We start from the raw sequence: 24,922 nt of genomic DNA, 5'->3' as shown, positions 1-24,922 counted from the left end.
GTGTCATTGAAATGAATGCGACTCGCCGCAGCGAGGAAGCGGCGGCATTCATCGCCAGTCCAAGGAGCCTATGCGATGGCCTATCCCCAAACCCGTCTCGACCAGAAACTGCGCAATATCCGAGCGGGCAATTACAAGCGATCCGATTTCATCATCGCCGATGCCAAGGATGGCGACATGGGCTCTGGCCTTGCCGCGACCGGCTTTGCCCGCAGCGATGATGGCGGCCAGGGCCGTGTACGCACGCGTGCCGAATTTCTCGATCAGATCCAGACCATCGTCGAACAGGATATCGTCGACATCATGCTGGTGTCGGCCTCCAATCTCGAACTGCTGCACGAGCGCGGCGTCTTCCGCAATTCGGCGGTGAAACCCTCCATTCGCGCCAATGACACCACCGATTGCTGGGGTGGCGTGCGTCACCAGGCCTATACCAAGCATCCCTCCCGCCATTTCCGGACCGCCAACCTTTCGCGCGTCATGTACGGCACCAACGAGCCTGCGATCGGTGCACCCGTGATCGGCACCGATCTCGGCCTTTATTCGGTGACCTTCCTCAACGACATCGATCACGATTACGAGGCGCTCGATGCCTTCGCTGCTTTCCGCGAAGAGGCCGCCGACAACAATTTCAAGTACTTCTTCGAAGTCTTCAATCCGAATGTCGATTGCGGCCTCGATCGGGCCCAGATCGGCGAATACATCAATGACAGCATCCTGCGCTGCCTGGCCGGCGTGACCAAGGCGGACCGGCCGCAATTCCTCAAGATCGTCTATAACGGTCCCAAGGCGCTGGAGGAATTGGCGAGCTTCGATCCCGATCTGGTGGTCGGCGTGCTCGGCGGCGGCGCCGGCACCACCCGCGACACCTTCGAGCTGCTGCACCAAGCCGAAAAATATGGCGGTCGTGTCGCTCTATTCGGCCGCAAGATCAACCTGGCTGAGGATCCGCTCGCGCTACTGGGGCTGATGCGTCAGGTCGCCGACGGCACCGTCGCTCCGGACGAGGCGGTCAAGGCCTATCATGGCGAACTTGCCAAGAATGGCCTCAAGGCCAAGCGCAGCCTGGACGATGATCTGGCGATCACCGAGGATGTGCTCAAGCCGGCGGCCCTGAAGAAGGTCGCCTGACCGAAACGGTCCCAGCCCTTTGGCTGGAGCAAGGCTGCTCTAGCCAATCCATTGGACTGGCTGAAAACATGGAGCTCGGGCAAACAAGCGTTCAGTCATGAACAGACCTTGCTCCAGGCAAGGCGGGTCGCTGTGATCCGCCTTTTGTCCATCTGGGAAAGAGCGCACTTTAATGGCAGAATCTGCAAGATTGTGCGTAAGTCTGGGCAATATCGTCTGACTGCGTCGAGGCGGCCCGTACCTGTCGCGGTCCTTTCGATGGTCAGTCCGCCCCAAGGAGTCCGCTTTATATGGAAGCCCCCACCAAACGCGTCGAGATCATCCCCGCCAAAAGGCGGGCGCTCATCTTGGAGCATCTGCGCATCAATGGGGCCGCCTCCATCCAGGAACTGGCCGACTCGATCGGCGGTTCGCAGTCGACCATTCGCCGCGACCTCGAACATTTGATGGAAGGCGGCTATCTCGAACGCACCCACGGCGGCGCCCTGCTCGTGCCGCCGCTGCAGGCGACCTTCGAACGTGAATCGCAGATCAATGCGCATATGCAACGCGCCCAGAAGATCGCCATCGGCGTCGAAGCGGCCTTGCGCATCAACAACCGCGAGAGCGTGATCTTCGAAGCCAGTTCCACCGTGATGGAGGTAGTGCGGGCCGCCGCCCTGCGCGACCTTTCCCTCACCGTCGTCACCAATAGCCTGGAGATTGCCCAGGTGAGTTCCGACGTGCCGAGCTGGCGCGTGATCATGCCCGGCGGCACCATCCGGCCGGGCGGCTGGCGCTCGCTCTGGGGCGAGCCGGGCGAGAGCTTTTTCAACACCGTGCATGCCGATGTCTGCGTCACCGGCGCCTATGCCGTAAGCGGCAATGTCCTCACCGATGCCGCCCTCGAGGTCGCTTCGCTCAAGCGCAAGATGATCCAGTCCTCCCGGCGCACCATCGTGGTGGTCGACAGTTCGAAATTCTCGGCGCCTTCGTTCTCGACCTTCTGCGAGCTATCCGCCATCGACGAATTGATCACCGATGACGGCATCAGGCCCGAACATCTGGAAGCGCTTCATAGCTACGGCACCAAGGTCACCGTGGTGCCGATGAAGGGAACGGCACAGCGATAGGCTGGCTTCGTCAGCGCACCTGGTGTCATCATAAGCCTGTCCAGTGCCTTGCGCCTACGCCGCGCTACGCGCAGCGGCAAGCGCCTCGCCGGTCTCGTCCAGCGCCGCCTTGAGCTTGGCAAGCAGCCAGCTCGCCGCAGGACCGAGGGCCGTATCCGTGCGCCGGATGCTCTGCAGGGGATAGAGATTGCGATCCCAACCCGTCATGGCGAGACGAACGAGCCGACCCGCGGCGATGTCGTCATTCACCATGTCCTCGGGCATGCTGCCCCAGCCGATGCCGGAGCGGAGCAGCATGAATTTGGCGCCGAGATCGGCGATGCGCCACGTCTTCGAGCTGAGTACGCCGAATTCCTGCCCTTCGGTGAATTTGGAGCGGTCCGTCAGCACGAGTTGTACATGCTCCTGCGCCCGGACATCGGCCTCCTCGCTACCGAGGCTGGCCAGAGGATGGGAAGGAGCAGCCACGGGGATCAGGCGGATCGAGCCGATGCCCCGCCTCTCGATGCCGATGATGTCGCGCGACAGGGGCCCGCCCACGCCGAGATCGGCGATGCCGTCGAGCACATGCTGGGTGACGGCGCCGAGCGCCTCGACATGCAGGCGCAGTGACACGGTGGGAAATTCCGCCTGGAAGGCGTTCAGTACCCGCACCAGGGCGCAGGGCGGCAGCATGACGTCGACCGTCAGCGTGACTTCCGCCTCCAACCCCGAGGTCAGGCCCTTGGCCTTGGCGATCAGGCTGCCCACGCCCCGCGCCACCACGCGCGCTTCGGCCAGCATGGCCTTGCCCGCCTCGGTCAATTGGGGCTTGCGGGTGGAATCGCGATCGAAAAGCTCCAGACCGAGCTGGGCTTCCAGATTGGCGATGGTGTAGCTGACCACCGAGGTTGCACGCCCGAGCTGGCGGGCCGCGCCGGCGAAGCTACCGGCCTCGACGATGGCAAGGAAGACCTGAAGCTGGTCAAGCGTGGGGCGCGGATCAGACATATCAATTTTCTCGAACCTAATTGTCTATATTATCCAGATTTTCTTGAACATCAATCTCTGAGATAACAGCGCCAAGTTCAGATGAGGTGCTCGCCATGTTCATCACCAGCCTGTTGGATTGCCTGTTCGGACGCAAAGCCGGTCTCTCCGCTCCAGTCAAGGAGCAGGTCCTGCCACCGCCGAAGATCCATATCGTGTCCCTTGCCCCCTCGGGTGCCACGGATGCGCTGGCCAGGGCGCTGGAAACCGCGCACTTCACCGACACCAAAGCCTGAGCGGCCCCTCCGCTCCCCTCCTTAAAAAAAGAGAAACCCCCATGTCCTCAGACGTTCGTTACACCCCGCTCCTTGGCCGCGTGCTGATCGCCGCCATCTTCCTTCTCAGCGGCTTCGGCAAACTCACGGCCCCTGCTGCCACTGCCGGCTACATCGCCACCGTCGGCCTGCCGCTGCCCTATCTCGGCGTGGCTATCGCCATCGTGGTCGAGCTCATCGGCGGCCTGCTGCTGATCGTCGGCTACCAGACCCGCCTTGTCGCCCTCGTCATGGCGGCGTTCTCGGTCGCCGCCGCCGCATTCTTCCACAACAATCTGGGCGACATGAACCAGTTCATCCACTTCTTCAAGAACATCGCCATGGCTGGCGGCCTGCTGCAGGTCGTCGCCTTCGGTGCCGGCAGTCTCAGCGTCGACGCCGTCCTCAACAACCGGAAAACCGTTGCGACCGCCTGAGGAGGAAGGCCGGGCCAGCCCGGCCTTGCGTCGCCAACTGCCAGACGGATCGAAGCGATCCGTCTGGCCTTTTGGCAAAATCGACCAGCCCTCCGATGCAAGCGCTACGACATCTCAACTTTTTCGGATCTAACCATCGAGATTATCGTGATTTCCACGGCGTCTCTTTCGAGACATGGAAAGCTGCGATAGAACCTGCCGCAAATGACGGCTCCTCCTCGCCGTCGAGAAGATAGAGAAGACTCCCCATGTCCAAGACCTTCATCGACCATATCAAGACCCGCCGCACGCAATATGCCCTGGGCAAGACATTGCCCAAGAGCCAGGAAGAGATCTCGCTGCTGATCCAGGACGTGATCAAGCATGTGCCCTCCTCGTTCAATTCGCAGAGCTCACGCGCCGTGATCCTGTTCGGCAAGCAGAGCGACAAGTTCTGGCACCTGACCAAGGAGATCCTGCGCAAGATCGTGCCGGCCGACAGCTTCGCCTCGACCGAGGGCAAGATGGATGCCTTCGGCGCCGGCGCCGGCACCGTGCTGTTCTTCGAAGACCAGGATGTCGTGAAGAGCCTGCAGGAGAAGTTCCCGCTTTACGCCGACAACTTCCCGGTCTGGTCCGAACAGTCGGGCGGCATGGCCCAGTTCGCCGTGTGGACGGCGCTGGCCGAGCATGGCATCGGCGCCAGCCTGCAGCACTATGCACCGCTGGTCGACGAGGCCGTCCAGAAGGAATGGCATGTGCCGACGTCCTGGAAGCTGCGCGCCCAGATGCCCTTCGGCTCCAACGAGCAGCCCCTGCCCGAGAAGAGCTTCATGAACGACAATGACCGCTTCAAGGTCTACGCCTGAAGACATCGGCGCGTATCGGAGGTAATTCCGGTTGATGACATGAACGAGGCCGCCGCATGGCGGCCTTTTTTCGGGATAGCCGCCATCTCGTTCGTGAGTACTATCGTGACGGGGTAGGCGCGAAATCGGAGGGTCGATCTCCAGATCGACCAATTTGGAAACATCGGGTATGATAGCGAGTGGAGACGGTCGATCTGGAGATCGACCCTCCGTGTTTTGCCCCCCCGCAAGCGCCCCTTACACCTTCGGCAGGTCCGGGCTCGCGGTCCGCGCCACCATCGGCTCGCCGTCGATCAGGATGGGCGTGCGCACGGAGGGAATGGAGCCCCCCTTCACCCCGGCATGCGGCAGGTCGACGATCATGCCGCGATGGGTGGCCTGGACATCGTGCAGAGCGTCGGCGACCGAATTGATCGGCCCGGCGGGCACGCCGACCTTTTCCAGAGACGCCAACAGGTCCGCCCTGGTCCGCCGCCCGGTCAATCCGGCGATCAGGGCCGCCAGCGTATCGCGGTTACGCACCCGGTCCTTGTTGGTGAGATAATCGGGATGGGCCGCGATATCCTGGATGTTGAGCACGCCGCAGAGCTTGACGAACTGGCTGTCATTGCCACAGGCGACGATGAGGTGGCCGTCGCTGGCCGGAAACACCTGATAGGGCACGATGTTGGGATGGGCATTACCCATGCGGGTGGGGCTCTTGCCGGAGGCCAGATAATTCATCGCCTGGTTGGCGAGTACCGAGAGCTGGACGTCGAACAGCGACATGTCGACATGCCCTCCGAGACCCGTCATCTCGCGCCGGCGCAGGGCAGCCTGCACACCGACCACGGCATAGACCCCGGTGAAGACATCCGCGAAGGCGACGCCGATCTTCTGCGGCTCGCCGTTCGGATCGCCGGTCAGGTCCATGATGCCACCCATGCCCTGGATCATGAAGTCGTAACCTGCCCTGGAGGCATATGGACCATCTTGTCCAAATCCCGTGACCGAGCAAGTGACCACGCGTGGGTTGATCGCCTTCAGGCTTTCATGGTCGAGGCCATATTTCTTCAGCCCGCCGACCTTGAAATTCTCGAGCACGACATCGGCCTCGCGCACGAGGGCGCGGACCTGCTCTGCCCCCTCGGCGGTCTCGAAATTGAGGGCGACCGAGCGCTTGCCACGATTGCAGGAGTGGAAATAGGCCGCGCCGAGATTCTCGCCATCCTCCGTGGTGATGAAGGGCGGTCCCCAGGTGCGGGTGTCGTCGCCCTGCCCCGGCCGCTCCACCTTGATGACATCGGCGCCAAGATCGGCAAGCAACTGCCCGGCCCAGGGCCCCGCCAGGATGCGGGCGAGTTCGAGCACGCGCACGCCATGCAGCGGCTTAGGCGGATTGTGGGTGGGAAGGTCCGGCAGAGGTGTCCACATGATGGCTTCAAGGGCTTTCTTAGGAAAAACGTTTCGGAGATGCGTCAGACGGCGGCCGGGGGGAAGGCGGGAGGCCGCAGGCCTTCGATCCATTTGGCCAAGGCCAGCACGCCGCGATCATCATGCCGATGGCCAACGATCTGCACGCCGGCCGGCATGCCGCTGGCGCCGAGGCCCATCGGCACGGAAATGACGGGGCAGGAACTGGTCAGGTTGAAATGGCCGGTCATGTCGACCGATTTGAAGCGACCGTCGGGCAGGATCTCGTCGCGCTCGCGCCGGGCAGGATCGGCGAAGGGCGCAGTCGTGCAGGTCGTCGGGCACAGAAGGGCATCGTAGCCCTTGAGCACTTCGGCAAAGGCTCGCCACAGAGCGGTGCGCCGATGCTCGATGGCGCGCAGCTTGACGGCATCGAGCTTGCGGCCCGCCTCGATCAGCGCGACCACGTTCGGATCGAGATCGCCGCGATGCCCTTCCAGGAGATGGCCGACATCGCCCGCAAAGCAGTAGGCCCACAGATCCTCCCAATCGAGCACCGACTGCACGCTGAACGGTGTCTTCACCCAGGTGATCTCGGCACCGGACCGAGCGAGATCGTCGATCAGGCGATGGAACAACTCGGCGACTTCGTCCGAGATCGCATGGGTGTCGAGATCGAGCGAGACGGCGAGGCGCGGCCGGGTCGGCGACGATGCGACGGGAAAAGCCGGCGGCAAGGCCGGCAGCGACAGGGCATCCGCATCGTCAGGCCCCTCACTGACAGCCAGGAACAGGGCCGCGTCGTCGACGCAGCGCGCCAGCGGCCCGAAATGGGCGAGCGTGTCATATTGCGTGCGCAGGATGTCCATCGGGATGCGGCCGAAACTCGGCTTCAATCCGACTACCCCGCAGAGCGAAGCGGGAATGCGCACCGAACCACCCATGTCGGTGCCTTCGGCCAGCATCACGCAGCCTGCCGCGACCGCTGCCCCCGAGCCGCCGGAAGAGCCGCCCGCGCTGAGCTCGGTATTCCACGGATTGCGGGTGATGCCCCAGAGGGGGCTCTGGGTGTTGCCGGAATAGGCGAATTCGGGTGTGGTGGTGTGACCGACGATGACGGCACCGGCCGCCTTCAGGCGACGCACGATCACCGGATCATGGTCGGCGACATGATCGCGGAAGACCTTGGAGCCGAAGGTCGTCAGCTTGCCTGCGATAGGCGTGAAATCCTTGATGCCAACAGGCACGCCGCACAGGGCCTGGCCTGCGCGCTCGGCAAGAGGCAAGGCATCAATGCGGGCGGCCTGCTCGCGTGCTTCTTCGGCATAGATCTCGGTGAAGCAATTGATCCTTGGCTGCGCCAGAGTCGATCGGGCAAGGCTGGCCTCGGTCGCTTCGAGGGCGGATGCCCGGCCGTTCCTGATCGCTTCGGCCAGTGCGACCGCGCTGTTGAACTCCGCCATGGATCCCCCCTTCAGACTCAGCGGGCCTCAACCTAGCGGCAAGAACGCTATCGCGGTAGGGGCTGCGACGTCACTGCAGGCCGCGGTTCCGGCCTTCGCCATGACATCTCAAAGATGGCCGCGGATTGAATGATTCCTTCGATATCACAGCGCAGCCCCTCACCCTTATCCTCTTCCCGTAAGAACGGGGCGAGGGGGCACAAGCGTTGCGATTTTATCACCAAGGATCTCATCTGGCTCTTCGGCTGGGCGAGATAAGACCATTTCCATTCAAACGTGCCATCGAAGTCCCCCTCGCCCCGTTTTTACGGGGAGAGGGTAAGGGTGAGGGGCAGTGCCGCCTATCAAACAAAACACCTATTCTTCGTCGCAGCACATCATCCACGTAGCGAGCGCCAAGCCGCCAATGCCCTTTCGCGAGCAACCTTGTGATCGACGATCGGAAGAGGATAGGTCCTGCCGAGGCGGATGCCAGCCGCATCGAGTTGCGCGGATGAGGCGGTCCAGGGCCGATGAACGAAGGGAGCGGGCAGGCGCTCGAGTTCCGGCAACCACTTCTTCACAAAAACTCCATCCGGATCGAACTTCTCGCCCTGGGTCACCGGATTGAAGATACGGAAATAGGGTGCGGCGTCAGCGCCCGATCCGGCCACCCATTGCCAGCTCGCCGGATTATTGGCCGGATCGGCGTCGACCAAGGTCTCCCAGAACCAGCACTCCCCTTCCCGCCAATCGATCAGCAGATGCTTGACCAGGAAGGAGGCGACGATCATGCGGGCGCGATTGTGCATCCACCCGGTCGCCCACAGCTGGCGCATGGCCGCGTCAACGACGGGATAGCCGGTCATGCCCTGCTTCCAGGCGGCGAGATCTCTGCCGTCCTGGCGCCAGGGCATCGCATCGAAATCCGGCTGAAGATTGCGCTCATGCAACGGCGGGCGATGATAGAGGAGAGAATAGGAAAACTCGCGCCAGCCGAGTTCCGACCTGAACTTGTCGACGTCGCGATCGCCGGCCGCCATGCCACCATGCTGGCGTGCCGAGAGCGCATGCCAAAGTTGCCGCACGGATACATTGCCGAAACGCAGAAAGGGCGAAAGCCGCGACGTCGTCCTGTCGTCGAGACGATCACGATCGTTGGCATAACCCGCGAGATCCTCATCGAGGAAGTCCTGCAGGCAGCTGAGCCCTGCCGCTTCCCCGCGCGTCCAGTCCGCACGCATCGCTACGGCCCAATCGGGACGCTGGGGATCGGGCTCGAGGGCGGTTGGATAGCCGAAGTGCTGAACCACTTCTTCCGCAAGCGGCGCAAAGGTGGGTTCGGCCGGTGCCGGCAAGGGTGGCTCGACGGTCCCCTGTTGGAAGGCCCGCCAGAAGGCCCCGAAGACGCAATAGGGTCCACCCGATTGGGAGGAGATCGTCCAGGGCTCCCGCAAGAGAGAGCCATTGAAACTATGGGCTTCGACACTGCGAGACCGCAGCCCCGCCTTGATGCCCGTATCGATATCCCGGCCAGCCGGATCATAGCGCCTGTTCCAGTAGACGGCGCCGGCAGAGACCTTGTCTACAATTGTATTCAGGATCTCCTCGGCTGCGCCGGCGAGGACATGCAATCGCCCGCCTTTTTCGCGCAGGGCCGCATCGAGCGCCACGAGCGACCCATGCAGCCACCAGAGCGCCGCGCCCTCCGGCCGGCGCTGGCCCGTCCCTGCGGGTTCGTGGATATAGAGGCAGAGGATCGGCGCCCCGCTCTGGCAGGCGGCATGCAAGGCGGGATTGTCGCGCAGGCGCAAATCATCGCGAAACCAGACGATACCGGGCTTGGCCGGGGGGGAAACCGTTGTCGCCATGCCTCTGCCCCCGGTCAGCGCGCCTTCACGCGTGGCTTTCCTCCAGCTTTACCCCGAGCGAGGCCAACGCCTGCCAATAGCCGGGATAGGTCTTGGCGACGCAACCAGGATCCTGGATGGAGATGCCGTGGATCTTCAGCCCTGCCAGCGCGAAGCTCATGGCGATGCGATGATCGGCGTAGCTGTCAATCGAAGCCGGCAGGGTCTGGCCTATAAGCCCGGGATCGGAAGCAACGATGAGGTCATCGCCCTCCTCTCTGGCGAGATCGGGACGAATGCGGGTCAGGCCGTCGGCGAGCGCGGCCACCCGGTCGCATTCCTTGACGCGCAGATTGGCGATGCCGGTGAAGCGCACGGGTGTCTGGTTGAAGGCGGCGAGCACGGCAAGTGTCGGCACCGCGTCCTGCATCTGAGAGCCATCGATCACCGGCGGCAGATGCGGAAAGGCCGCGATCAGCGCATGGGCCTTGGCGTCCGGCTGGGTGAAGGCTTCAGCCGGCACGCCAAGATCGATGGCGCCCGATGTCAGCACCTCGGCGGCCCATAGATAGGTCGCAGCGGAGGCATCCGGCTCGATCAGATAGTCGGTAGCCCGATAGCCCGTCGGCGACACCCGCCAGGTCCGGGCGTCGGGCCGATCGATCTCGGCACCAAAAGCACGCATGGTGGCGAGGGTCAGGTCGATATAGCCGCGCGCACCGATCTCCTCGCCTTCCCGCCCACCTGCCAACACGATATCGACAGGGTCCTGGCCGCAGGCGGCCGCCATCAGCAAAGCGGAGACATATTGGCTTGATAGCCCCGCATCGATCTCGACCCGCCCTGCCCCGAAGCTGCCCTTGCCGTGCACGGTGACGGGCGGGCAGCCGGTCGGCGCCTCGGCCGCGATACCAAGGGTGCCGAGTGCAGCAACCAACGGCGCGATTGGGCGCTTGCGCATATGGGCATCGCCGTCAACCACGACATCGCCCTCGACCAGGGCCGCCGCGGCGGCCAGGAAGCGGGTGGCCGTGCCGGCATTGCCGAGGAAGAGGGGCGCAGCCGGCTTCATCAGCCGGCCCGAACTGGTGACGGTGAAGCTGGTCGCATCAGGCTCCTCGATGGTGACGCCCATGGCCTGTAGCGCCAGCGCCATGTAACGGGTGTCGTCGCTCTTGAGCGCGCCGGTCAGGCGGCTGGTTCCCTTGGCCAGCGCCGCCACCAGCAAGGCCCGGTTGGTGATCGACTTGGAGCCCGGCGGCACCACGCGTCCGCGCAGCGGGTGATCCGGCGGGATCACCGTGGTCACATCTCCGCTCCAATCCGTCGACATCCTCTATTCCTTCATTCCAAGAGCAAAGCGCGTTTAAACGGAAACGTCTTTTTGCTCTAAATCTTTGTTTCAACGCGTCTTTGCGATTCTTGGCGATTCCGCCAAATCATAAAACGCTCTGGCCCCGCCGCAGCGGGCAGAATGACGCAATCGCGCCCTCTCTACGATTGTTGCGCGGTTGCGCCAAGTGAGAACCAATCCTGCCGCCTCCGGCCTCGTGGATTGCACGCCGCGGCTGCGGCCAGCTAAGCAGAATTTCTGCTGATCGTTCCCGTGGCTCGATCAGCAGGAATTTGCTTGGAAGAGCAACCTGCGGAGGATCTGGTTTTTCAGATAGGGTGCCCCATGACGGAATCGAAGACCAGCCCCCACGCCCTCACCTTCGTGCTTATCACCGTGCTGATCGACATGATCGGCCTTGGCATCATCATTCCCGTACTGCCACGCCTGATCGAGGGGGTCGCGCATGTCGACATCGCCGAGGCTTCGGTGATTGGCGGCTGGTTGTTCGTGGCCTATTCGGCCATGCAGTTCCTGTTTGGTCCGATCCTCGGCAATCTCTCCGATGCGCATGGGCGGCGGCCGGTGCTGCTGCTTTCCATCGGGGGCCTCGGCATCGACTATCTGCTGACCGCCTTCGCCCCGACCATCGCCTGGCTCTTCCTCGGACGGCTGATCGCCGGCATCTGTGGCGCCTCCTACAGCGCAGCGAATGCCTTCATCGCCGACATCACCAGGCCGGAGGAGCGCGCCAAGGCCTTCGGCATGGTCGGTGCCGCCTTCGGCGTCGGTTTCGCGCTGGGCCCGGCACTGGGCGGCCTGCTCGCCGGGTTCGGCCCGCGCGCGCCTTTCTTCGCCGCGGCGGCCCTGTCGCTCGCCAACCTCGTCTATGGCTATTTCGTGCTGCCGGAGACGTTGGCGCCCGAAAAGCGCCGCCCCTTCGCGCTTTCCCGCGCCAACCCGCTCGGCACCCTGATCGCCTTTCGCCACCACCCCTTCCTGCTCGGCGCCGGCCTGGTGCTGTTCCTGCATTTCCTGGCCAACAACGTCTACCCGGCCATCTGGGCCTATTACACGATCTATCGCTATGGCTGGAGCGAGTTCGATGTCGGCCTGTCGCTGGCGGCCTTCGGCGTGATCACCGGCATCGTGCAGGGTGGTCTAGTCGGCGTCATCATCCGGCGCCTCGGCGAATGGCGCACCGCCGCGATCTGTCTGGCGCTCGAGGCGGTCGTGCTGGTCGCCTACGGCCTGGCCAGCAAGGGCTGGATCATCTACGCGCTGCTGGGCTTCTCGAGCCTTGCCGGCATCGCCATGCCCGCCATCAACGCCATGATGTCCCATCAGGTCGACGACGATGCACAGGGCGAATTGCAGGGCGCGATCTCCGGCCTGATGGGCATCACCGCCATTCTGAGCCCGGCCATGGCGACCCAGCTTTTCGGCCTGTTTGCCGGCAAGGAGGCGGTGATCGAATTGCCCGGCGCGCCCTTTTTTGCTGCCGCCATCATCGCGGCGCTCGCGTTGCTGGCCTTTCTCGCCGTGCCGGAGAAGCGGCGGGCGTCCTAGAGCAAAGCGCTCTAGCTACCTGGCCTGAGCCAGGCCCTGACGGCTCGCGCCCCTTCCGGCGCGTGTTCGTAGACGACGCTGTTGTGGTTTCCCGCGGTCCAGATCATCTCGAGGCCATGGCGCTCGGCGAAGACCTTCATATGGCGCCCTCGAATATCGTCGCGGCCGCACCACATCAGCACCGGCGCTCCGCCGGACAGCAAGGCCTCCGCCAGGCCGTCCATTTCGGCGAGCGCATTCCAGCTCGCGCGCAGGCCCGGCTCGTCCGCAGGCGTCACCCACGAGACCAGATGCGGCACGAAGGCCCGCGCCAATTCAAGGGCCTGCTCGAAATGCAACGGTCCGTCAAAGCCCGGCGGAAAGGCGGCCGACACGCCCTTCACCGGGTCCCAGCCGCCGAGCGTCAGGGATTGCAGGCGATCGGGACAGTGCCTGGCCATACCGGCCGCGGTCCACGCCCCCATCGAGTGACCAATGACGTCCGCGCTCTCGATTTCGAGGGCATCCATCACAGCCGCGACCTTGCCGGCCTGGTCCTCCAGGCGATAAGCGGCCGGATCCGCCGGCCCGTCGCTTTGGCCATGGCCGAGCGCATCCACCAGCACCACCGTGTGATCAGTCAGGAACGCTTCAGCGAAGCCGCCTTCGAGCCAGCATTGCGAGCTCAGCAAATGCCCATGCAACAGCATGACGGGCGGTCCCGCGCCGACTGTCTGATAGTGGGTACGATGACCGTTATGGGAGATAAAGGGCATGGCAGATGGTCTTTAAAGAGAGAACGGCACAGAATTTGTCATACCCGGGCTTGCCCCAGGTATCCAGGGGCCGCCAGATGCCGGCCTGAGGCACTGGATTGCCGGGTCAAGCCCGGCAATGACAAGCAACGTACAATCCGACCCGATCCGGAAAGTTACATCGTCGCGCCGACCTGCCAGGGCACGAACTCGTTGGAACCGTAGCCGAGTTCTTCCGACTTCGACTTCTCGCCCGAGGCGACGGCCAGGATCTTGTCGAAGATCTCCTTGCCCTTCTCCTCGATCGAGACGCCCTCCAGCACATCGCCGCAATTGATGTCCATGTCGTCCTGCATGCGGCGATAGATGTCGGAATTGGTGGCGAGCTTAATCGAGGGCGTCGGCTTGCAGCCATAGGCCGAGCCGCGGCCGGTGGTGAAGCAAAGGACGTTGGCGCCGCCTGCGACCTGCCCGGTGGCCGAGACGGGATCATAGCCGGGAGTGTCCATGAAGACGAAGCCCTTCTCCTTCACCGGTTCGGCATATTCATAGACGGCGGTGAGCGTGGTCGTACCACCCTTGGCCGCAGCGCCGAGAGACTTTTCCAGAATGGTGGTCAACCCGCCGGCCTTGTTGCCGGGGGATGGGTTGTTGTCCATCGAGCCGTTGTTCTTGGCTGTATACTCTTCCCACCACTTGATGCGCTCGACCAGCTTCTCGCCGACCTCGCGGCTCGCGGCGCGGCGGGTGAGCAGGTGCTCGGCGCCATAGATTTCCGGCGTTTCGGAGAGGATGGCCGTGCCGCCATGATGCACCAGCATATCGGCGGCGGCACCGAGGGCAGGATTGGCGGAGATGCCGGAATAGCCGTCCGAGCCGCCGCATTGCAGCGCCAGGATCAGCTCGGAGGCCGGGATCGTCTCGCGCCTGGCCTGGTTGGCCAGCGGCAGCATCGCCTTGATGCGCTCCATGCCCTGCTCGATGGTCTTGCGCGTACCGCCAGTGTCCTGGATCGTCATCGTCTGGAAATGGTCGCCCTCGACGATGCCATACTCGGTCTTCATGCGACCGATCTGGAACACCTCGCAGCCCAGGCCCACCAGCAGCACGGCTGATATGTTGGGATTGGAAGCGTAGCCCCATTGCGTGCGCTTCATGATCTCGAAGCCTTCGCCCCTGTCGGCCATGCCGCAGCCGGTGCCATGCACGAAGGGCACCACGCCATCGATGTTGGGATAATCGGCCAGGACGCCGGACTGGTTGAAGGCATCCGCCATGAAGCGGGCCACCGAGGCCGAGCAGTTCACGCTGGTGAGGATGGCGACATAATTGCGCGTACCGGCCTTGCCGTTGGGACGGCGATAGCCCTGGAAGGTTGCCTGCTGGTCGAGCGGCAGGATCGATTCCTCACGCGCGTCCTGTGCAAAGGCGTAATCGCGCTCAAAGGCATGGAACTCGCAATTGTGCGAATGGACGTGGGAACCCGGCACGATCACCTGTGAGGCGAACCCGATGATCTGGCCGAACTTGACGATCGGCTCGCCCTCGCCAATCGGCACGACGGCAATCTTATGGCCCTTGGGCACGCGCTGCAGCGCCGTCACGCCCTCGACATCGGCCCCGGGCTCGATCACGTCGATGGCGACAAGCACATTGTCCTTGGCATTGAGACGCAAGGTCCGGGCGGTTTTGGCAACGATCTGCATGACGAAATCCAGGTGAAAAGTGCCAAAGCGTTTTCCAGAAAAGTTGATAGACTTTTCGATTGAGAAAACGCGTCAGAACAATGAGTTGGAGAGAAAGTGCGATTTTAGACAAATCGCACTTTGCTCTAGGCAAGGGCAAAAGCCATTGCTAACATGTTAGCATGTCAGATGTCACCGTCAAAGCCTCTTATGCCTTCCTCGAGCCGCTTGGCATGACGGGCCGCGGCGGCACGACGGAGCGCGTGCTGGCGGTCTTGCGCGAAGCCATCATCGGTTTCGAACTCGCGCCGGGCGAGGACATCGACAAACTTGCCATCTGCGAAAGGCTGGGCGTGTCGCGCTTTCCGGTCTCGGAGGCCCTGGCCCGCCTGCAGGCCGAGGGGCTGGTGGAAATCCTGCCGCAGCGCGGCACTCACGTCTCGCGAATCCGACTGGCTGAAGTGCGCCAGAGTATGTTCATCCGCCGTGCCCTGGAGGCCCAGGCGGTGCGCAGCCTGGCCCGCGATCACGACGACAGGCTGCTGCCGGCACTCGAGCGCAATCTGCGCTACCAGCAGGCGGCTGCCGAGGCTGGCGACCGGCGCGGCTTCCACCTGCTCGACCTCGAATTCCATCTCATTCTGCTTGAAGCCCTCGGCTTTGCCCGCGTCAAAGCGGCTGTGGAGGCGGCCCGCGCCAATCTCGATCGCGTGCGCCGCCTGCTTTCTTCGCCCCGGCACATTGCCCTCACTTTGGTCGACCACCAGGCCATCGTTTCAGCCCTGCGAGGCGGCGATGCCGATGCCGCCGCCAGGGCAATGGAAGCGCATCTCGATACCGTCATCACGGAGCTGGTGGCCTTCGCCGCCGAAAATCCCACACTGTTCGAAGACCTGTGAAGAGAGAGGCCATGACCAACAAATTGCCCGACAGCAAATTCGCCATCCGCAAACACACCAGCCGTTCCGGCGCTGTGATCCCCTTTACCGAACTCGGCTTTGGTACAGCTCCGCTCGGCAATCTCTACCGGGCACTCGACGAGGATGTCGCCGCCCTCACCGTCAACGCGGCCTGGGATGCTGGCATCCGCTATTTCGACACCGCCCCGCTCTATGGCCTGGGCCTCGCCGAGACGCGCCTCAATCCCCTGCTGCGCCGACGCAAGCGCGAGGACTACGTTCTCTCCACCAAGATCGGACGCCTGCTCAAGGCGGTGCCGCCGGAAGAGCGCACCGGCATCGGCAAGTTCTTCGACACGCCCTCCCGCCAGCAGGTCTACGACTATTCCTATGACGGGGTGATGCGCTCGGTGGAGTTCTCGCTCGAACGCCTTGGCATCGATACCATCGACGTGCTGCTCGCCCATGACGTCGACATCTTCACCCATGGCTCGAAAGAGGCCTCCGACCAGCGCATCAAGGAGTTGATGGAGGGCGGCTACCGTGCGCTCGAACAGTTGCGCAGCGAGGGCACGGTCAAGGCGATCGGCGCCGGCATCAACGAGTGGCAGGTGGCGGAAACCCTGGCACGCGCCGGTGATTTCGACGTCTTCCTGCTTGCCGGCCGTTACACCTTGCTCGAACAGGATGCCCTCACCAGCTTCCTGCCCTATTGCGCGGAAAAGAAGATCGGCATCGTGCTGGGTGGCCCTTACAATTCCGGCATCCTGGCGACCGGGCCGCGCCCGGGCGCCTTCTACAATTACGATCCGGCGCCGCCTGCGATCCTTGACCGGGTTGCCCGGATCGAGCGGGTCTGCGCCTCCCACCACGTCAAGCTGGTCGAGGCCGCGCTGAAATTTCCACTCGGCCATCCCCAGGTGGTTTCCGTCATTCCCGGCGGCCAATCGCCTCAGGAAGTCACGCGCAATGCCGAGATCATGGGCGCCAAGATCCCGGCGACACTCTGGGACGACCTCAAGGCCGAAGGCCTGCTGCGCGAGGATGCGCCAGTACCGGCCTGACCAGGGCGCGCACGACCTACGACAAAAATGGCGGCCATTGGCCGCCATTTTTATTTGTATACATACGCAGACACTCACGACAGCCGTCAGTGTCCCCGCACTCCAGCCTGCAGCTTCTGGCTCGCCCAGACACTGCCGATCACCAGAACCATGCCGATGAGTTGTACAACCGTGAGCGACTGGCCGAGCAGGCCCCACCCCAGCACCACGGCGGTCAGGGGTGACAGGAAGAGCAGCGAGGCCACCGCAGAGGGGCCGAGACGGGCAATGCCGCGGAACCAGAGCATATAGGTCAGCGCCGCACCGATCAGGGTGAGATAGGCGAGGCCAGCGACATTTCCGAGGCTGAGCGCCGGCAAAGGCGGCTCCACCCATAATGCGACAGGCACCAGGAGAAGGCCACCGGCCGTCAACTGCCAGGCCGTGAAGGTGAGCGTCGACACCGGAGGCTGCCAGCGCCGGCTCATCACCGTTCCCAACGCCAGCGACAGCGCCCCGGCAAAGCCGGCGGCAATGCCGACCGGATCGAGCACGACACTGCGCGGTGCGATCAAGAGCAGCATCACGCCGCCCAAACCCACCAGGGCGGCCGCAATCGCCGCCAGCCGCACCGGCGTGCCCAGCACGGCCCGGGTCAGGAAGATCACCATCAGCGGCTGGATGGCGCCGATGGTGGCCGCCACACCGCCCGGCAGCCGGTAAGCGGCGATGAACAGCATGGTCAGGAAGAAGGCGATGTTGAGCGTGCCAAGCACCACGACGCGCCACCACCAATGCCCCTTCGGCAATTGCCGCACCAGCAGGAGGAGGAGCAATCCCGCCGGCAAAGCGCGCAGCATCGCCACGGTCAGCGGATAGCCGGGCGGCAGGAGCTGCGTGGTGACGATATAGGTGCTGCCCCACACCGCCGGGGCGATGGCGGTGATCAACACGTCGAGAGGCCGGCCGTGCCCCATGGCGCTCCCTGAAGAAGCCTGACTGAGACTGCTCATGACAGCACCATCACGTCTTCCAGAGGCCGCCGCGGCTTTTGCGAGCCATTGCCCTCCGCCGCTCGGCCGACCGCGACCAGCATCACCGGGATCTCGTCCGGCCCGAGGCCGAAACCGGCCCTGACCGCCTCGGCATCGAAGCCCGTCATCGGCCCTGAGGCCAGGCCCGAAGCGGAAGCGGCCAGGATCAGCGTCGCAGCCGCCAGGCTCGCTGAACGGATGGCCTCGTCGCGTTCGGCCTCGGCATTGTCCTCGAATTGGCGCCGGGCCGCCGCGACCCAGCCCTCCAGCACGCCTTCCGGCATCAGGCCCGCCTCGACCGCGGGACGCAGCCGCGCGGCGAGGTCGACCCAGCCCGCCAGCATGCCGCAGACGATGAAGGTGACGGCGGCATCGCCGACCTTGGCCTGGCCATGCGCCGCCTGGCGCAGGCGCGCCTTGGCCTGAGCTTCGCGCACCGCGATGAAACGCCAGTTCTGCAGATTGTAGGCGGAGGGCGCCGAGGTCGCCAATCGCACCAATTCGCCGATGTCGGCGTCGGACAGCCGATGCGAAGGATCGAAATGATTGGCCGATACCCGGCCTTCGATGGCGGCCTTCCACTGGGCCTCGACCAGTGCGGTGTCGGCAACGGGAATCTTGGCGAAATAGGTCATGGCTTGCCTGCTTGATGTCGGGGGAGCGCGTATTGCGATCACTGCAGATCAATCTAGGAATTCACCACAGAACGATAATATGGGATAAGATTACGATATTCATTACCTGCGGTGTTCAATCAATGGATCAGCTCACGGCCTTCAAGGCTTTTCGCCAGGCGGCCGAGCGCGGCAGCTTCGCCGAGGCTGCCCGCGCCCTCGGCCTGTCGCCGGCGGCAATCAGCAAGAATATCGGTGAACTGGAGGCGACTCTGTCGCTGCGCCTGTTCAACCGCACCACCCGCCGCATGAGCCTGACGGAAGCCGGTGCCCTCTATTACGAGCGCGTTCGCCAGATTCTCGACGACATCGACGACGCCGGTGCCTCGATCGGCGCATTGAGGCAAGCCCCCACCGGGCTCCTGCGGGTCTGTTCGCCGATGACCATGGCGCTCAAATGCCTGACCCCGGCCTTGCCCGATTTCCTGCACGCCAATCCCGCTCTATCCCTCGACCTCAACATGGACGACCGCCGCATCGACATCATCCAGGAAGGCTACGACATTGCCATTCGCGGCAGCGATCTCCTGGAGGATTCAAGCCTGGTGGCCCGTAAGCTCATGGCCGTGCCGCATGTGGTCTGCGGCGCTCCGTCCTATTTCGCCCGCGCCGGCCTTCCGGCGCGGCCCGAAGATTTGAGGCAACACGATTGCGTGCGCTTCACCCTGTCTTCCCATGCCGATCACTGGCATTTCGACAGGAATGGCGAAACAGTCGGCGTGCCAGTGAGAGGCCGCTTCAAGGTGACGTCGAGCCTCGCCGTCCGCCAGGCCTTGCTGGGTGGCTTCGGCCTCAGCCTTATCCCGCGCATCTATGTCGAGGACGATCTGCGCACCGGCCGGCTACAGCCGGCCCTGACGGACTGGCACAGCATGGAAACCTCCATCTTCGCCATCTATCCTTCCAAACGCCACTTGGTGCCGAAAGTCCGGGTGTTCCTGGATTTTGCCGCCGAACAGTTTGCCCGTTCGACATTTCCCGAAATCTAGGGCCGGAATCGCGAATGTCTCGGAATGGGACATCGGTTCCCCTCAAGAGCAATAGTCGATCCATGATGACAAAACCGTCCGCCCTGCTCCTGCTCGGCACCTCGCATGTCGGCAAATCGACCTGTGCCCACCACATCGGCAGCGCCCTCGGGTGGCCCGTGATTTCGACCGATCAATTGGGTCGCCATCCGGGGCGTCCCTGGACGGGTGTGCCAGACCCCGTCATGGAATTTTATCTCCGCCTGGCGGACGACGCCATTCACTGGTTTCTCCGAGTCCATCACGAGAACATACGCCCGCTCATCCAGAGCAAGTTGCAGGCGCTACGCCAAGAGGGCAACGGCTTCGTCTTGGAAGGGGCAGCCCTTCGGCCTGAATATTGTCCCGACTGGGCGATCGGCGCGGCACTGGTCATCTGTCTCCACGCCGAGCCTCGGGCCTTGCGGGAGCGCATCGAAAGAGGGAGCCGTTATTCCCAGCAAGACGACCGGATGAAAATCGCCATCGACAAGTTCGCGGAACGATCCGTTCGCGAGAATGAAGCCTTCGTCGAGGCCGCGACCAGGCACGACATCCCCCTGATGAATGTCAGCGATCCGAACAGCGCCGATCGCCTGGCCAAGGATCTGATTTCCCGCCTTGCCGGTCGATCAGAATCGTGAGCGGACGAATCGCTGCCCCGTCGGCATCTTCCGGGTCGATCAATCGGCCCGGAGCGTCGCTGGGGTGAGGCAACACGACCGCTCAATCCTTCATGGCTTCCTTGATGGCATCGATGATCACGGCACTCGAGCGGATGCGGGCGACGCGCGGCAGGACATGATCGATCGAGAAGCGATGCATGTCGGCCGTCATGCTGCTGGTGGCGTCCTCGGCTACGATGGCGGCATAGTTGTAGGCGAAAGCATCGCGGACGCTGGCTTCGACGCCGAAATTGGTGGCAATGCCGCTGAAGATCACCGTGTCTATGCCACGCCGGCGCAATTGCAAATCCAGTTCCGTGCCGTGAAAGGCGCTCCATTGGCGCTTGGTGATCACCACATCGGCCTTCGACGGGTTGATCCTGTCATCGAAGGCAACAGCCTCGGGGGGCATTTTGTCCTCGGGCAGGATCAGGGGCGCATCCACAGGAACCTTCACCACATCCCCATAGCCGTCGGAAAAAGCCACGCGCACCAGGACGACCGTGCCACCCGCCTTGCGCAGCGCCTTGCCGATGCGCAGCGACCGCTCGATGACATTCTCGCCCGAATGCGGCGCCACCGGCCGGCCGACGATCCAATTCTGCAAATCGATCATCACGAGGGCGGTATGGCGGGGGTCCAGACGCAACATGGCAAGCTCCGATAAACGTCGATGCGCTGGAGCAAGCCGCGTTCATGGCTGAACGCTTGCCTGCTCTAGCTGTTGTTTCCGCACGCCTTTGCAATTCCGGGCGAGTCCGTCCAATCGCAAGACGCTTCGGGCACCGCGAGGTGCAGTCGGGCCGTGTCGTCGGTTATGGCTTTGCTGCGATCCATAACCGACGACACGGCCCAGGGTAGTCAGCCTTGTAGGAGCAGCCCCGCGCAAAGCTCAAGTCGACCATCCGGTCAAGCTTGCGCTACAAAAGGATGATCAGTCTGACGCAAAATATGGCGCCTTGTCGCCAACCTCGCGGCGGACCACCGAGGTTTCAACGAACAGGCAGTGCATACAACCATGGCAGACAACAACGACGTTCTGGCCCGGCGCGTGGAAGAGGCATGCCTGAACGGCTGGCCAGCCTTGAAGACGATATGGCTCGACGGCTGGCTGCTGCGCTTTTCGCACGGGCACACCAAGCGGGCCAATTCCATCAGCCTGCTCTGGCCCGGCACGCGCCAGCCACGGGAGCAGATACGCTTGGCCGAGGCATTCTATACCCATCACGGCTTGCCCACCATCTTTCGCCTGTCGAGTGTTTCGGCGCAGGATATCGGCAGCGCCTTGGACGAGGCCGGATATGGCCCGGGCGAAGATGAAACCTGCGTACTCTATCGCGACTTTGCCACCGCCCGGCCCCAAGGCAACGGCAGCGCAGCGCTCGTGCGGCCCGGTCTCGACGACATCTGGTTCGAGGCCCATGCCCGCCTCCAGAAATTCTCCGCAGCGGCCGCCGCCAACGCTCGCGCCTTGTTCGGCGCCGTCGCCGTGCCCACCGGTTATGCGGTTTCGCTGGCCGGCGACGGCCGCCCGGCCTCCCTCGCCTTCGGCGCGGTGTATGACGGCATCGTCTGCCTCAACGCCGTGGCGACCGATCCCGAGTTTCGGCGCCAGGGTCATGCCTACGGCGCCATCAACGCCCTGCTTGCCTGGGCCCAGGACGAACAGGGCGCGAAAGGAGCCTGTCTCCCGGTGGTGGCTGGCAACGATATCGGCAGGTCCCTCTACCGTTCGCTCGCCTTTTCTACAGAAGTCAGCCGTTATTCTTATCGCCGCAAGGTTGCATGGTCGCCGAGCAGCGTTGCTCAGGATGCATGACTTTCGGGTCATCTCATTGATAAATAAAATGAATTTTTAAAACACCTATAAATAACATTATTTTTACGTATTGAAATCTATTTGACAAATTGCGCGCGAGAACCGATATCGTGGATGAATTCCAATCAGGGGTTTTTCATCATGCCGCTCGCTATCACAGCCAACCGCCTCAAGGATGGGCGCGTGGTGTTCCGCACCCCCAGCGGAAACTGGTCGCTCGATGTGGCGGACAGCGCCATCGAGCCTGATCAGGCAACCGCCGATGTGATCCTCGCCGGCGTTACCGCCGCTGCCAATGAGCAGGATGTCGTCGAGATCTATGCCGTCGAGCTGGACGTCAGCGGCGAGAAGCCCCGTCCCGCCAAACTGCGCGAGGCCATCCGGGCGCTCGGCCCGACCATCGCTTACCTGCCGAAGACCGAACTTGCCGAGGCTGCCGAATAAAATGGGTGCCCTCTACCGTTATGACGAGTTCGACCACGCCTTTGTGAACGCGCGCGTCACCGAGTTTCGCGACCAGGTGCAGCGCCGCATCGCGGGCGACATCACCGAGGAGGAGTTCAAGTCCCTTCGGCTGATGAACGGCGTCTATCTCCAGCTGCATGCCTATATGCTGCGGATTGCCGTGCCCTACGGCACGCTGTCCTCAAAGCAGCTGCGTACCCTCGCGACCATCGGCCGCCGCTGGGACCGTCACTACGGCCACTTCACTACCCGCCAGAACCTGCAGTTCAACTGGATCGCCCTCAAGGACGTGCCCGACGTCCTGCAGGCGCTTGCCGATGTCGAGATGCACGCCATCCAGACTTCGGGCAATTGCATGCGCAACGTCACGGCCGATCATTTCGCCGGCGCCGCCGCCGATGAGGTCGCCGATCCGCGCGTCTATGCCGAAATCATGCGTCAATGGTCGACGGCTCATCCCGAGCTGTCCTATTTGCCGCGCAAGTTCAAGGTCGCCATCACCGGCGCAGAGGAAGACCGGGCCGCGGTCAAGGTCCACGACATCGGCTATCAGATCGTGCGCAACGAGGCCGGCGAAATCGGCTTCCGCGTCTTCGTCGGCGGCGGCCAGGGCCGTACCCCCATGGTCGGCAAGGCCTTGCGCGATTTCCTGCCCGAAGCGGATCTCCTCACCTATACCGAGGCGATCATGCGCGTGTACAATCTCGAAGGTCGCCGCGACAACAAGTACAAGGCACGCATCAAGATCCTCGTGCATGAAAAGGGCCTCGACGCCATCGCCAAGGAAGTCGAAGCCGAGTTCGATCGCATTCGCGACGGCGCGCTCAAGCTGACGCCGGATTCGGTGGCGGCGATGCAGCAATATTTCGTCGCCGGCCCGTTCGAGACGATCTCCGGGACGCCGGTCTTCGACAAGGCCAGGGACACGGACGCTGACTTCGCCCACTGGGTGTCGGTGAACGTTCACGCCCACAAGCAGTTGGGTTATGGCATCGCCACCATTTCGCTGAAGCCGATCGGCGGCATCCCGGGCGACGCCTCCTCCGACCAGATGGATCTGGTGGCCGATCTCGCCGATCGCTATTCGCTGGGCGAGATCCGCATTAGCCATCTGCAGAACCTCGTGCTGCCGCATGTGAAGCTCGACGACCTGCCGGCCCTGTTTGCCGTGCTGCAGGGCGCGGGCCTTGCCACCGCCAATGAAGGGCTGATCACCGACATCATCGCCTGCCCAGGCCTGGACTATTGCTCGCTTGCCAATGCCCGCGCCATTCCGATCGCGCAGGGACTGTCCGAGCGCTTCGGTTCGGCCAAGCGCCAGGCGGAGATCGGCAGCCTGCCGATCAAGATTTCCGGCTGCATCAATGCCTGCGGCCATCACCATGTCGCGGCGATCGGCATTCTCGGCGTCGACCGCAAGGGCGTGGAAAACTATCAGATCACCTTGGGCGGCTCGGCCCGCGAGGACTGCTCGATCGGCGAACTCGTCGGCCCCGGCTTCGGCAGCGAGGCCATCGTCGACGCGGTCGAGAAGGTGGTCGACACCTATCTTGGCCTGCGTCTCTCCCCACAGGAAACATTCCTGGAGGCGGTGCGCCGTGTCGGCCTGCCGCCCTTCAAGGAGGCACTCTATGGACAGCGTGCTTGATCTTTCGGTCGCTCCCGTGACCGTCGGTTTGGCCAGCCCCGCCATCGATCCGGAAGCGCAGGCCATCGCGCTGGCGGCGCAATATCACGACGCCGATGCGCAGGCCGTGCTGCGTGCGGCGCTGTCGCTCTACAAGGGCGGCATTGCGCTTGTCTCGAGCTTCGGCGCCGAATCGGCCGCCCTCCTCCACATGGTGGCGGAGATCGACCGCGCCACGCCGGTGATCTTCCTCGACACCGGCCGGCTGTTCAGCCAGACCCTGCTCTACCGCAACGAGCTCGCCCGCCGGCTCGGCCTCACCGATCTGCGCACGGCCTCGCCTCGCCAGGCGCTGGTACAACAGGAAGACCCCGATCGGCTGCTGGCCTACAGCAATCCCGACATGTGCTGCTGGATCCGCAAGGTCGACCCGCTCGACACCGCCCTGGAGCCTTTCTCGGCCTGGATCACCGGCCGCAAGCGCCACCAGGCTTCGACCCGTAGTGCCCTGCTGCCCTTCGAGGCGGATGCCGGGCGCATCAAGGTCAACCCGCTGGCGGACTGGACTGGCAAGGACGTGTCGGACTATCTCGAACGCCACGATCTGCCGCCCCACCCCCTGGTTGCCGACGGCTATCCCTCGATCGGCTGCATGCCCTGCACCAGCCGCGTCGCCGAGGGCGAGGATGCCCGTGCCGGACGCTGGCGCGGCAAGTCCAAGGTCGAGTGCGGCATTCATGTTTCGCCTGAGAAGGCCGGAAGTGGTATCTGATAACAATTGACATTGTAGTTGACCATCATTGCGAGCGGAGCGAAGCAGTCCAGGCGCCGAAAGGCGCATAATTGGGGCTTCTGTTTAGCTCCGCTCGCACT

At 63.5% G+C, this 24,922-nt stretch carries 24 protein-coding genes; 14 read left to right on the top strand and 10 right to left on the bottom strand.

Features of this window, described 5'->3' with window-relative positions; genetic code table 11:
* Positions 1-75 precede the first annotated feature (75 nt).
* The gene (locus tag ACN6KF_RS05855; RefSeq protein WP_434955936.1) at positions 76-1,131 is read left to right on the top strand and encodes a hypothetical protein; all 1,056 of its coding nucleotides are present in this window, start codon (positions 76-78) and stop codon (positions 1,129-1,131) included.
* A gap of 290 nt (positions 1,132-1,421) precedes the next feature.
* The gene (locus ACN6KF_RS05850) at positions 1,422-2,243 is read left to right on the top strand and encodes a DeoR/GlpR family DNA-binding transcription regulator (RefSeq protein WP_434955935.1); all 822 of its coding nucleotides are present in this window, start codon (positions 1,422-1,424) and stop codon (positions 2,241-2,243) included.
* Positions 2,244-2,297: 54 nt separating this feature from the next.
* Here ACN6KF_RS05850 and ACN6KF_RS05845 read toward each other — a convergent pair whose 3' ends face one another.
* A complete protein-coding gene (locus tag ACN6KF_RS05845; protein WP_434955934.1) occupies positions 2,298-3,233 on the bottom strand; it encodes a LysR family transcriptional regulator in 936 nt (311 codons plus the stop codon).
* Between the two features lie 95 nt (positions 3,234-3,328).
* On the opposite strand from ACN6KF_RS05845, the gene ACN6KF_RS05840 reads away from it, so the two are divergent.
* The 3 genes from ACN6KF_RS05840 to ACN6KF_RS05830 all read left to right on the top strand — a co-directional run bounded on the left by ACN6KF_RS05840 (position 3,329) and on the right by ACN6KF_RS05830 (position 4,811).
* A complete protein-coding gene (locus tag ACN6KF_RS05840) occupies positions 3,329-3,508 on the top strand; it encodes a hypothetical protein (protein ID WP_434955933.1) in 180 nt (59 codons plus the stop codon).
* 41 nt (positions 3,509-3,549) lie between these two features.
* On the top strand, positions 3,550-3,963 hold the full coding sequence (locus ACN6KF_RS05835) for a DoxX family protein (RefSeq protein WP_434955932.1): 414 nt from the start codon (positions 3,550-3,552) through the stop codon (positions 3,961-3,963).
* Between the two features lie 248 nt (positions 3,964-4,211).
* A complete protein-coding gene (locus ACN6KF_RS05830) occupies positions 4,212-4,811 on the top strand; it encodes a nitroreductase family protein (RefSeq protein WP_434955931.1) in 600 nt (199 codons plus the stop codon).
* Between the two features lie 237 nt (positions 4,812-5,048).
* Here the strand turns inward: ACN6KF_RS05830 and ACN6KF_RS05825 are convergent, their stop codons facing one another.
* From ACN6KF_RS05825 to ACN6KF_RS05810, 4 genes are all read right to left on the bottom strand, one after another.
* Positions 5,049-6,224, bottom strand: coding sequence for a CaiB/BaiF CoA transferase family protein (locus tag ACN6KF_RS05825; protein WP_434955930.1), 1,176 nt, complete (start codon positions 6,222-6,224; stop codon positions 5,049-5,051).
* A 44-nt stretch (positions 6,225-6,268) separates the two neighbouring features.
* A complete protein-coding gene (locus ACN6KF_RS05820; RefSeq protein WP_434955929.1) occupies positions 6,269-7,666 on the bottom strand; it encodes an amidase in 1,398 nt (465 codons plus the stop codon).
* A gap of 377 nt (positions 7,667-8,043) precedes the next feature.
* Positions 8,044-9,516 carry a cryptochrome/photolyase family protein gene (locus tag ACN6KF_RS05815; RefSeq protein ID WP_434955928.1) on the bottom strand — a complete coding sequence of 491 codons (1,473 nt, stop codon included), beginning with the start codon at positions 9,514-9,516 and terminating at the stop codon, positions 8,044-8,046.
* 25 nt (positions 9,517-9,541) lie between these two features.
* Complete coding sequence (locus ACN6KF_RS05810; protein WP_434955927.1) at positions 9,542-10,828, bottom strand: 3-phosphoshikimate 1-carboxyvinyltransferase; 1,287 nt, start codon at positions 10,826-10,828, stop codon at positions 9,542-9,544.
* A gap of 345 nt (positions 10,829-11,173) precedes the next feature.
* On the opposite strand from ACN6KF_RS05810, the gene ACN6KF_RS05805 reads away from it, so the two are divergent.
* Positions 11,174-12,397: a TCR/Tet family MFS transporter gene (locus ACN6KF_RS05805; protein WP_434955926.1), complete on the top strand. Its 1,224-nt coding sequence runs from the start codon at positions 11,174-11,176 to the stop codon at positions 12,395-12,397.
* Positions 12,398-12,408: 11 nt separating this feature from the next.
* Here ACN6KF_RS05805 and ACN6KF_RS05800 read toward each other — a convergent pair whose 3' ends face one another.
* On the bottom strand, positions 12,409-13,152 hold the full coding sequence (locus ACN6KF_RS05800; RefSeq protein ID WP_434955925.1) for an alpha/beta fold hydrolase: 744 nt from the start codon (positions 13,150-13,152) through the stop codon (positions 12,409-12,411).
* 155 nt (positions 13,153-13,307) lie between these two features.
* Complete coding sequence (locus ACN6KF_RS05795) at positions 13,308-14,837, bottom strand: UxaA family hydrolase (protein ID WP_434955924.1); 1,530 nt, start codon at positions 14,835-14,837, stop codon at positions 13,308-13,310.
* Positions 14,838-14,998: 161 nt separating this feature from the next.
* On the opposite strand from ACN6KF_RS05795, the gene ACN6KF_RS05790 reads away from it, so the two are divergent.
* Positions 14,999-15,715, top strand: a complete 717-nt coding sequence (locus ACN6KF_RS05790; RefSeq protein ID WP_434955923.1) for a GntR family transcriptional regulator — start codon at positions 14,999-15,001, stop codon at positions 15,713-15,715.
* Positions 15,716-15,726: 11 nt separating this feature from the next.
* Positions 15,727-16,779, top strand: a complete 1,053-nt coding sequence (locus tag ACN6KF_RS05785; RefSeq protein WP_434955922.1) for an aldo/keto reductase — start codon at positions 15,727-15,729, stop codon at positions 16,777-16,779.
* An 86-nt stretch (positions 16,780-16,865) separates the two neighbouring features.
* Here the strand turns inward: ACN6KF_RS05785 and ACN6KF_RS05780 are convergent, their stop codons facing one another.
* Together ACN6KF_RS05780 and ACN6KF_RS05775 are read right to left on the bottom strand one after the other, a co-directional pair.
* The gene (locus ACN6KF_RS05780) at positions 16,866-17,771 is read right to left on the bottom strand and encodes an EamA family transporter (RefSeq protein ID WP_434955921.1); all 906 of its coding nucleotides are present in this window, start codon (positions 17,769-17,771) and stop codon (positions 16,866-16,868) included.
* Positions 17,768-18,427: a nitroreductase family protein gene (locus ACN6KF_RS05775; RefSeq protein WP_434955920.1), complete on the bottom strand. Its 660-nt coding sequence runs from the start codon at positions 18,425-18,427 to the stop codon at positions 17,768-17,770. Before ACN6KF_RS05775 ends, ACN6KF_RS05780 begins: the two co-directional genes overlap by 4 nt.
* A gap of 122 nt (positions 18,428-18,549) precedes the next feature.
* Between ACN6KF_RS05775 and ACN6KF_RS05770 the strand changes: the two genes are divergently transcribed.
* Both ACN6KF_RS05770 and ACN6KF_RS05765 read left to right on the top strand, forming a co-directional pair.
* Complete coding sequence (locus ACN6KF_RS05770; RefSeq protein ID WP_434955919.1) at positions 18,550-19,455, top strand: LysR family transcriptional regulator; 906 nt, start codon at positions 18,550-18,552, stop codon at positions 19,453-19,455.
* 62 nt (positions 19,456-19,517) lie between these two features.
* Positions 19,518-20,117: a hypothetical protein gene (locus ACN6KF_RS05765; RefSeq protein WP_434955918.1), complete on the top strand. Its 600-nt coding sequence runs from the start codon at positions 19,518-19,520 to the stop codon at positions 20,115-20,117.
* An 82-nt stretch (positions 20,118-20,199) separates the two neighbouring features.
* Here ACN6KF_RS05765 and ACN6KF_RS05760 read toward each other — a convergent pair whose 3' ends face one another.
* Positions 20,200-20,790, bottom strand: coding sequence for a hydrolase (locus ACN6KF_RS05760; RefSeq protein ID WP_434955917.1), 591 nt, complete (start codon positions 20,788-20,790; stop codon positions 20,200-20,202).
* 366 nt (positions 20,791-21,156) lie between these two features.
* Here ACN6KF_RS05760 and ACN6KF_RS05755 point away from each other — a divergent pair, with 366 nt between their 5' ends.
* The 4 genes from ACN6KF_RS05755 to ACN6KF_RS05740 all read left to right on the top strand — a co-directional run bounded on the left by ACN6KF_RS05755 (position 21,157) and on the right by ACN6KF_RS05740 (position 24,821).
* Positions 21,157-21,957: a GNAT family N-acetyltransferase gene (locus ACN6KF_RS05755; RefSeq protein ID WP_434955916.1), complete on the top strand. Its 801-nt coding sequence runs from the start codon at positions 21,157-21,159 to the stop codon at positions 21,955-21,957.
* A 141-nt stretch (positions 21,958-22,098) separates the two neighbouring features.
* Entirely contained in the window at positions 22,099-22,401 is a 303-nt protein-coding gene (locus ACN6KF_RS05750) for a DUF2849 domain-containing protein (protein WP_434955915.1), read from the top strand.
* Between the two features lies 1 nt (position 22,402).
* Positions 22,403-24,070: a nitrite/sulfite reductase gene (locus tag ACN6KF_RS05745; RefSeq protein ID WP_434955914.1), complete on the top strand. Its 1,668-nt coding sequence runs from the start codon at positions 22,403-22,405 to the stop codon at positions 24,068-24,070.
* Positions 24,054-24,821, top strand: a complete 768-nt coding sequence (locus ACN6KF_RS05740) for a phosphoadenylyl-sulfate reductase (protein ID WP_434955913.1) — start codon at positions 24,054-24,056, stop codon at positions 24,819-24,821. The genes ACN6KF_RS05745 and ACN6KF_RS05740 overlap by 17 nt, the downstream gene beginning before the upstream one ends.
* Positions 24,822-24,922 lie beyond the last annotated feature (101 nt).

This window comes from Labrys methylaminiphilus subsp. lupini (assembly GCF_051161885.1).
Lineage (GTDB): Bacteria > Pseudomonadota > Alphaproteobacteria > Rhizobiales > Labraceae > Labrys.
The sequence above is the reverse complement of the archived record's forward strand: the minus strand, read 5'-3'. Positions and strand labels throughout refer to the sequence as shown.

Coding starts and splice junctions, on each gene's coding strand:
- ACN6KF_RS05855 (WP_434955936.1), top strand. CDS start 76: ATGGCCTATCCCCAAACCCGTCTCGACCAGAAACTGCGCAATATCCGA.
- ACN6KF_RS05850 (WP_434955935.1), top strand. CDS start 1,422: ATGGAAGCCCCCACCAAACGCGTCGAGATCATCCCCGCCAAAAGGCGG.
- ACN6KF_RS05845 (WP_434955934.1), bottom strand. CDS start 3,233: ATGTCTGATCCGCGCCCCACGCTTGACCAGCTTCAGGTCTTCCTTGCC.
- ACN6KF_RS05840 (WP_434955933.1), top strand. CDS start 3,329: ATGTTCATCACCAGCCTGTTGGATTGCCTGTTCGGACGCAAAGCCGGT.
- ACN6KF_RS05835 (WP_434955932.1), top strand. CDS start 3,550: ATGTCCTCAGACGTTCGTTACACCCCGCTCCTTGGCCGCGTGCTGATC.
- ACN6KF_RS05830 (WP_434955931.1), top strand. CDS start 4,212: ATGTCCAAGACCTTCATCGACCATATCAAGACCCGCCGCACGCAATAT.
- ACN6KF_RS05825 (WP_434955930.1), bottom strand. CDS start 6,224: ATGTGGACACCTCTGCCGGACCTTCCCACCCACAATCCGCCTAAGCCG.
- ACN6KF_RS05820 (WP_434955929.1), bottom strand. CDS start 7,666: ATGGCGGAGTTCAACAGCGCGGTCGCACTGGCCGAAGCGATCAGGAAC.
- ACN6KF_RS05815 (WP_434955928.1), bottom strand. CDS start 9,516: ATGGCGACAACGGTTTCCCCCCCGGCCAAGCCCGGTATCGTCTGGTTT.
- ACN6KF_RS05810 (WP_434955927.1), bottom strand. CDS start 10,828: ATGTCGACGGATTGGAGCGGAGATGTGACCACGGTGATCCCGCCGGAT.
- ACN6KF_RS05805 (WP_434955926.1), top strand. CDS start 11,174: ATGACGGAATCGAAGACCAGCCCCCACGCCCTCACCTTCGTGCTTATC.
- ACN6KF_RS05800 (WP_434955925.1), bottom strand. CDS start 13,152: ATGCCCTTTATCTCCCATAACGGTCATCGTACCCACTATCAGACAGTC.
- ACN6KF_RS05795 (WP_434955924.1), bottom strand. CDS start 14,837: ATGCAGATCGTTGCCAAAACCGCCCGGACCTTGCGTCTCAATGCCAAG.
- ACN6KF_RS05790 (WP_434955923.1), top strand. CDS start 14,999: ATGTCAGATGTCACCGTCAAAGCCTCTTATGCCTTCCTCGAGCCGCTT.
- ACN6KF_RS05785 (WP_434955922.1), top strand. CDS start 15,727: ATGACCAACAAATTGCCCGACAGCAAATTCGCCATCCGCAAACACACC.
- ACN6KF_RS05780 (WP_434955921.1), bottom strand. CDS start 17,771: ATGAGCAGTCTCAGTCAGGCTTCTTCAGGGAGCGCCATGGGGCACGGC.
- ACN6KF_RS05775 (WP_434955920.1), bottom strand. CDS start 18,427: ATGACCTATTTCGCCAAGATTCCCGTTGCCGACACCGCACTGGTCGAG.
- ACN6KF_RS05770 (WP_434955919.1), top strand. CDS start 18,550: ATGGATCAGCTCACGGCCTTCAAGGCTTTTCGCCAGGCGGCCGAGCGC.
- ACN6KF_RS05765 (WP_434955918.1), top strand. CDS start 19,518: ATGATGACAAAACCGTCCGCCCTGCTCCTGCTCGGCACCTCGCATGTC.
- ACN6KF_RS05760 (WP_434955917.1), bottom strand. CDS start 20,790: ATGTTGCGTCTGGACCCCCGCCATACCGCCCTCGTGATGATCGATTTG.
- ACN6KF_RS05755 (WP_434955916.1), top strand. CDS start 21,157: ATGGCAGACAACAACGACGTTCTGGCCCGGCGCGTGGAAGAGGCATGC.
- ACN6KF_RS05750 (WP_434955915.1), top strand. CDS start 22,099: ATGCCGCTCGCTATCACAGCCAACCGCCTCAAGGATGGGCGCGTGGTG.
- ACN6KF_RS05745 (WP_434955914.1), top strand. CDS start 22,403: ATGGGTGCCCTCTACCGTTATGACGAGTTCGACCACGCCTTTGTGAAC.
- ACN6KF_RS05740 (WP_434955913.1), top strand. CDS start 24,054: ATGGACAGCGTGCTTGATCTTTCGGTCGCTCCCGTGACCGTCGGTTTG.